The 7,521-nt window shown below is 39.5% G+C and carries 8 protein-coding genes; all 8 read left to right on the top strand.

Annotation, left to right across the window (positions count from 1 at the left end):
• Positions 1-424 precede the first annotated feature (424 nt).
• The 8 genes from MJ764_RS11150 to MJ764_RS11115 all read left to right on the top strand — a co-directional run bounded on the left by MJ764_RS11150 (position 425) and on the right by MJ764_RS11115 (position 7,313).
• The gene (locus MJ764_RS11150) at positions 425-1,786 is read left to right on the top strand and encodes a replication initiation factor domain-containing protein (protein ID WP_239327069.1); all 1,362 of its coding nucleotides are present in this window, start codon (positions 425-427) and stop codon (positions 1,784-1,786) included.
• A gap of 2 nt (positions 1,787-1,788) precedes the next feature.
• Positions 1,789-2,082, top strand: coding sequence for a hypothetical protein (locus MJ764_RS11145; RefSeq protein WP_239327067.1), 294 nt, complete (start codon positions 1,789-1,791; stop codon positions 2,080-2,082).
• 71 nt (positions 2,083-2,153) lie between these two features.
• The gene (locus MJ764_RS11140) at positions 2,154-2,342 is read left to right on the top strand and encodes a hypothetical protein (protein WP_239327065.1); all 189 of its coding nucleotides are present in this window, start codon (positions 2,154-2,156) and stop codon (positions 2,340-2,342) included.
• A 2-nt stretch (positions 2,343-2,344) separates the two neighbouring features.
• A complete protein-coding gene (locus MJ764_RS11135) occupies positions 2,345-2,626 on the top strand; it encodes a hypothetical protein (RefSeq protein ID WP_239327063.1) in 282 nt (93 codons plus the stop codon).
• 215 nt (positions 2,627-2,841) lie between these two features.
• Positions 2,842-4,434 carry a virulence factor TspB C-terminal domain-related protein gene (locus MJ764_RS11130; protein WP_239327061.1) on the top strand — a complete coding sequence of 531 codons (1,593 nt, stop codon included), beginning with the start codon at positions 2,842-2,844 and terminating at the stop codon, positions 4,432-4,434.
• A complete protein-coding gene (locus MJ764_RS11125) occupies positions 4,434-4,715 on the top strand; it encodes a DUF2523 domain-containing protein (RefSeq protein ID WP_239327059.1) in 282 nt (93 codons plus the stop codon). Before MJ764_RS11130 ends, MJ764_RS11125 begins: the two co-directional genes overlap by 1 nt.
• Complete coding sequence (locus MJ764_RS11120; RefSeq protein WP_239327057.1) at positions 4,712-5,827, top strand: zonular occludens toxin domain-containing protein; 1,116 nt, start codon at positions 4,712-4,714, stop codon at positions 5,825-5,827. Before MJ764_RS11125 ends, MJ764_RS11120 begins: the two co-directional genes overlap by 4 nt.
• A gap of 550 nt (positions 5,828-6,377) precedes the next feature.
• A complete protein-coding gene (locus MJ764_RS11115; protein ID WP_239327055.1) occupies positions 6,378-7,313 on the top strand; it encodes an IS110 family transposase in 936 nt (311 codons plus the stop codon).
• Positions 7,314-7,521 lie beyond the last annotated feature (208 nt).

Here is a 7,521-nt window from a genome sequence, read left to right as displayed (position 1 = left end):
TTAAAGTCATCTATCACATTGAAAGTTCTAAAGCGCCGTTGATTGCGACTGCTGTCACTCATGAAATCCATTGACCAGCATTCACCTTGTTTATTCGGCACTGATAGCCTTATATATTAGCCCTGTGTTAAATGTTCTTAACAATGAAGTTAAGAAATTGAATATAGGGCTATTTCTATGTGCGAAAAAAATCTTGACAAGTCGTTAGAGGCTGTGGGTTCGGATTGTAAGGATTATGAGTATCCTTGCTTGGAATTAGAGCATTTTTATAAGCAGCCAGGTTGTGGTGTTTTCAGGCTTTATCTTTCACCTACTCGGCGGGCGTGTTTGGATGTTTTTTGTTTTTCAGCACCAGATTGCTGTCGTGAGCGCTCTAAGTTAATTGCTGAAGACTTGCGTATTCCACTTTATGAGGTGGTTAATTATGAGTGTTAATGCCGCGCGTATGGGGTATGTATCTGACGGGCAAGCTGTGGCAAAAGCTGCGGGCGCGCGTCAGCGCGGCAGCAAGCTTGACACAGCGCAGCAAACGGAAGCCCCCACTAGTAACACGGGGCGATATGAACAGTGCTCAACACTGTCAACCGTGCTGGTCATGCAAAATGGGCAGATTAAAGAAATTCCAGTCAAGAAGGGAATTGGTACTGCTGCGCATATAGATGCATTCACCGTGACTATGCCGGAATTAGTTTTTAATCCATCATTGGATGCCATTACAGATGATGAGATTGCCGGGCTAATTAGCGGGACTATCTATGAAATCATGGGTTATGGTCTATCTGCTGCTGCTCGAGGTCGTAATGGTTATAGCATGTCCTATTTGATGGGCAATGAACGCGTATCGTATGGGTATGTAGCTTTTGGTGGTTCACAGCAAAGAGAAACAGTGTGCATTCATTTTACTGGTACCGGATTGATGGCTGCGCAAGATGGCTGGGAGCATCGGTTATATCAATTCCTGCAAGACTTCGCGCCGAATGCAAGAATAACCCGATGCGATTTAGCTCACGATTTCATTGAGGGTGAGTATACGCCAGAGCAGGCATTGCAAGATTGGGAATCAGGGCTGTTTACATCACGGTATACAAAGCCAGTGGCCGAATGTGTTGGCTCAGACTGGTTGTCTGGTACAAATCGGGGCAAAACCCTGTACATTGGGTCACGCAAATCAAGCAAATATTGCCGCATATATGAAAAAGGCAAAGAACAGGGTGATGAACAATCTAAATGGGTGCGTTTTGAATTAGAACTGAAAAACAAAGACATAATTATACCGCACGACATATTAATAAATCCCGGTCAGTATCTGACTGGTGCATATCCGATATGCGAACAATTATTTATAAATCATAAAGAACAGGTGGCGAGAATAGAGCTAAAAAAAAAGCAGGAAACCGTAAGCATTGAGCATTGTCAGAAATATGCCAGTATGCAGGCGTCAGGTTTTTTAAACTACCTGCATAACGAATTAAATTTAACCAAAGAAGAAGTGTTTGATTTTGTAGTAAATCCAGTTGCAAAAGTACCAAAGAGGTTAGACACAGCTGCATATTTTTGTAACAACTTGACTGTTCCGTTTATGCATCAAAATAAGCGGTTGGCATATTCAGTGGACGAATTGCTGGACAAAATAGGAGATGAATTTGAATCTAAAACCAAACCCAAATTAATGAAACATATGACGCATGAGGAATATAGAGACGCTATGTACGAAAACATATGGAAAGAGGCTCGTTTTTATATGACTCCAAATGAGATTTTAAACCCTAAAAGAGAATGGAATTAAAAATGAAAGCATTGTTACTAAAAGTTAAATGGAATAAAGGCCAAACCGAAAACGGCACACAGTATGACTATTGCCGCGTGACGTTGCAACTTCCTGTTTTTGAGGGTGCAACTAACGAATTCGGTGTAGATTCAGCAGAGTATGAATATGGCAATGCCGAGTCACATATTAAATTATTGCATCTAAAAGGCAAATTACCTATTGAAGTAGATGTTGACTTCCAACAAGTCAAAAAAGGTAACCAGACATTAAACCAGATTATCAGTTTGAAGCCATTAAGCTCTAAACCTATTTAAAATTAACATGTTAGACGGTCATGTTAATAAATTAAGTTACCGTCATTTCTTGATTTTTAGTGGAGGTATAAATGAAGAAGTTTAAGCAAATCACCGCTTTAGGTTCAATGGCGTTATTGCCGCTTTCAGCTTTTGCAGCAGATCCGGGGCTTGATGCTATTAACGGTATTCCAGATCAGGTAAAGCCTTACGGGTATGCATTAGTCGCAGTTGGTGCTGCGCTTCTAGTGTTTAAATATATTCGTCGAATGGTGGGCTAAAAATGGGGGTTCAGGTTGGGAATATTTGCTTTAAAAATCAGCAGGAAGCTGATAATTACGTTTATTCTCAATCTGTCCCTATTTTTACTGAGCAGGGGATTTTATCCCCTGTTTATAGCAAGAGTTCCAAAAGCTGGACATATCAAGGTGAAGTAATTCACGCAAATTTGCCAGAATGTTCACAGGTTGAAAATTTTATAGATGGGCAAGTAATTGGCTGGATTTTTGTCCTTTTAATTGTGTCGGCATATAAATTTAAAGTGATTTTAAGGATGATGGCATGAGTATTGTAGATGATTTTATGGTTACTTTGAGTGATTTGGTTGATATTCCGGTTACTTGGGTATGTATATTGTTTCTCTTTTGTTTGTTTTTCGTGCTTGCTGCTTACTTTAAAATAAATGATTGATTTATATTACATTCTTGGCATAATCATGCCGGCTATTTTTGTTTGGATAATCTGCAAATGAAAAGAGTAATTTTAATAATCTGCATGTTAATGTCATTTAACGTTAAAGCAGAAAATATAATGCAGTTTACGGGAGGGAATTATATTTTTGCAGAAAATGGCAGATTAATATTTAATTTAGACCCGTCGGTTCTGGAAGCACGCGAATGGCATTATAACCAAAATACGGATTCATTCGATACAGAATTTAAGACAAATATGCAATTGCGAACCTTGTATACAGATTCATTCCATGGCTATGAGGCTAGATTGAAAAATCAATTTTTACAGGTTGCATACGGTTATAGTCCTACAGATAGGTATGCCTTTCGTCCAGTTTATTATAGAAAAGCATTTTTACCGGCTGTTGGCTGGGCTGTCCGGGTTGGTGCCGTGGTAGCCAGACAAGTATTGCCACCGTTGATACAAAGATGTCTGACAAATTCTACATGTAATATAGCTGCTGGTGTTATTGCCGCACATGTCTGTGCTATAAATTATGGGCTTAATATAATTAAATTGCCATTTGGAGTATGTTCAAGAGCCGAACAAGATGGTTATAAAAGGAATAAATCAGGCGACTTAGTCCGCAAATATAAATATAGTTATCATTGTTCTGGTGGACTTTGTTTGTCTGGTGGTAGTGGTCAAGTACGTGGTTTTGGCAGTTATGCAGCCGCAGCCAGTGCTGCTAAATCTCACTGTATCCCTACTATTGATACACCTGGCGGAAGTGCTAGTTTTTTAGGTGCTGAAGAGCCGGGTAACGGTACACTTGTCTGTATGTATGAAACAGAATCTGGTCAGAAATATTCTATGAATTATTTTATTCAGTCTTATGTTTCGTCTACTGAAGAAAAAATCACATTGGTAGATATTTCAGGTTATATAGTTGATGACATGAAAGAAAACCCAACGCCCTATATTAATTCTGACGGGTTGGGTAAGGAGATTCGCGATGCTGCACGGTTAAAAAGTGCGGATATACAGTCTGGATTGGGTAAAGGGTCATTTTCAGTAATAGGTTCAGAGCCGTATCGCGATCCAAGAACCGGTAAAACTGTGCAAGATGCTGTTTCGATTGATTCTGCTACTCCGAATAGAGCTGGGGAGAAACCCAAACTTTCGGGCAACGCTGGTTTAGGCGGTTCAGGGAGCTCCGGCGTTTCATCTACAGTTAATAACGTAAAAGTGAATCAAATTGGGCGTAATGACGTCGAAGATAGCGCAAAAGTTGGCAAGCCGAATAATCCTAATGGGATAAATAGTGGTAGTAAAGGAAACAGCAGTAATAGCGGTTCTGGCAAAGGTAATGGTAAAGGTGATGGCTCGGAAGAAGGAGATGAAAAAGGTAAATGCGAGGGCTTGGGAAATACAGTAGGTTGTATGCCTGTTGGTGATTTACCAACCGATACGGATATAGAGGTTCCGAATAAGGATGATGATAGTGTTATGGATTTAACTCCTGATAACTTTGTTCCTAGCGATGGTGCCTGTCCGTCACCGATTCGATTTACCTTTATGTCAAGGTCTTATAGCATCAGTTATGAGCCAGCCTGTGAATTTGCACGTAAAATTAGAATGTTAGTAATTCTGGTCGGGACCATAACAGCAGGAATGATAGTATTTAGAGGATTTAAATAATGCCAGCTTTTGTAACCGTATTGACATCAGTTTTAAGTTCAATTGTAGTTCGAATTTTTTTAGCGTTAGGAATAGGCTTAGTCTCATACTCAGGGATGCAGGCGATTTTGGATAAGTTAAAAAACTGGGTTTCAAGTTCGATGTCTGGTATGCCAGAGGATATGTATAATTTGGCTCTGATGTCAGGGTTAGGTGTTGCCCTCGGTTATATATTCGGTGCATATTCATTTGTTGTTACCTACCAATTAACAAGTAAATTAGTTTTCGGAATGAAAAAATGATTTATCTGATAACTGGTACGCCGGGGACTGGCAAGACCTCATACGTATTACATATGTGGTTGAATAACAAAAATAAGATATTCACATATGAAGACGGTACCCCTCGCCCCTTGTTTTTTAATCACATAGACGGATTAAATGCCAGAGAGTTAAAAGCACATGAACTATCAGATGATGAAATCCGCAGTGGCTCATTAAAAGAAATCTTGCCAGAAGGGGCGGTTTTAATAGTGGATGAGTGCGATTACATTTATCCATTGCGTGGACCCAAGGCACCGCCGCCGTATGTGCAGACACTTAAAGAACTAAGGCATTATGGATTTACACTTATCTTGATAACACAAAATGCCATGATGTTGGATTCATATGTAAGGCGACTGGTAGCAACGCATTGGCATATAGAAAGAAGAGCACTTGGCACAAAGATTTACGAATTTAATTCAGCACAGGAAAATCTATCAGAGACAGCATTAAAATTAGCGCCATCCAGTCCATATAAACCAGATAAAAGAACATTTAAATTATATAAATCAGCTTCAGTTCATATCAAACATAAGACAAAGTTGCATATAGCATTTAAAGTGTTTCCGATTATTATCATAATTGCAGGGATATTAATCTATAGAGCATTAAAACCAGCATATGATGCGGTCGATGATGCGACAAAAGAAAAACCGCAAGTAGAAGCGGTTGAAGCTGGGCAAGTAGAGAATGTGATAACGCCGAAAAATGTAACGTTTGCAAGTGCCAATTCTGCCAGTCAAACAGGTGTTCGGGATGAAGATTTTATGCCACGGTTGCCCGATCATCCAGAATCAGCACCAATTTATGATAATTTAAGAAAGCCGGTTAATTTACAGTTGGTAGTGGCATGCATAAAATCGGAAAAATCATGCAATTGTTATTCTGAGCAGGCAACCTTGATAAAAGTATCCAGAACGTATTGCGAATCATTTATAAAAAATGGTAAATTTGACAATTACAGGCAAAAGAACTTGACAAGTCAGATATCGGGAAGTGTGGATACTGGTGAGAATAAGTCAAAGATTTATAAAACTGGGGGTGAGGTGCCGTTGAATTTGATGCCTGAGCGGTACACACCTGCAAGGTGATGATTTATGAGTGATTCTTTTTTACCTTTTTTATTTGGGATGTTAGGCATTGGTCTTTTTTTTTGTGAGTTATCAAGAAGTGTTACGTCTGTAAGATTGAGGAAAATTTTTCAAGGTGTGGGTTTAGGGACATATTTTGTTATGAGTTTGTTTTATCTTTATATCTTTACTTTGTGAGTGTGTGGTATCTGAAATAAGTCAAGGGGAAGCTTTGTAAAGATTTGGCTGTATAAATCTTTATGAATACCCCTTGACTGGCTGAGTAGAAAGTACGCTTTGGGTTGGGTTTGGCGTGGTTTCTGTGCGCCAAACCCTGCCCAGCGGCGAGCGATAAGGTTTTAGGGTTTAGAATAGGATATAGCTGAAATTGTTTAATATTGAATAATTTTGGATGTAAACTAGCTACTTGCATCGGCGGCCATTGACTTAGGCTGATAGCAAAACCGAAAGAGGTTGTAGGAAAGATTCAAGCAATGGTCGTAAAGCGTATTTCAAGTCTGGAATTTGAACACTATCTTAGCTGTTGGAAGCTGAATATAAGGTTAGGTCAATGACTTATGTGGGAATAGATGTAAGCAAGAAAACGTTGGATTGTTGTGTGCTTGATGCTGATAATGAGGTTTATCTGAAAGTGCAGAATAGTCGGGCTGGTTATGATGAGTTGATGAGTTTGTTGGCTCTGTATGACGATGTGCATGTATGTCTGGAAGCTACTGGGGCATATTGGCAATCATTGGTCGAGTTTTTGGGTGCTAATGATGTGTGCGTATCTGTAGAGAATCCGGCAAAGGTTCATTATTTCGCTAAAGCCAGTATGTTGCGTATGAAGTCTGATAAGCGTGATGCGTTGTTAATAGCCGATTATTGCCAAGCGATGAAGCCAAGGTTGTATAGTCCATTAGATGAATCAGTGGCGGAATTAAGGCTGTTAGTAGGTATGTATCATCGTTTGAGGAAACAGAGGGTATCTGAGCGCGTGAAGCTGTTGGAGGTTCCGGGGCTGGTAAGGCATCTTGTTGAGTCCAATATAGCGCATTTTGATACTCAATTATTGGAAGTAGAAAAAATGCTGAGGGCATTTTTTAGGAGTAATGTAGATTTAGGTCGTAAGCATAAATTGTTACAGACAATTCCGGGTATTGGTTTTAGTTCCAGTGCAGTTTTGTTGTCGATTTTGGCTTCTATTAATACGTTTGAATCTGCGAATCAGTTTGTAGCCTATCTTGGTTTGAATCCTCGCAAGATGGAATCTGGCACATCGTTGAAAGGTAGAGAGCACATATCGAAAGTTGGCAAGCCTGAGTATAGGGCTGCATTGTATATGCCTGCAATGGTTGCTTATTCAAAGAACTTGTATCCTGATTTTGTGGCTAGGTTGCAGGATAATGGTAAGATGCCCAAGGTTATTATTGTGGCACTTATGCGTAAGCTTGCGATTTATGCGTACACGGTTTATAAGACGAATTGTGCATATAATGTAAGTTAGTGTTAATTTTGCGGTATGGTTGGCGATTTCTAGGCTGTTGTTATTTTGCAATTTTATTCGATATGTGTAAAGTTTTTGTTGACAGTTAAAACACTATCTTTCCGGGCTTCGTGGAGGAATGCGGTGTTTACGCTTTACCCTCAGATTAAGCTTTAATTCACAATATACCCGATACACCCGTTTATGATTCCATTTATAGCCGAGCTTT

Origin of the sequence: Snodgrassella gandavensis, from assembly GCF_914768025.1 — a bacterium.
Lineage (GTDB): Bacteria > Pseudomonadota > Gammaproteobacteria > Burkholderiales > Neisseriaceae > Snodgrassella > Snodgrassella gandavensis.
Note: the sequence above shows the minus strand (reverse complement) of the source record. Positions and strands in the feature narration are given on the sequence as shown.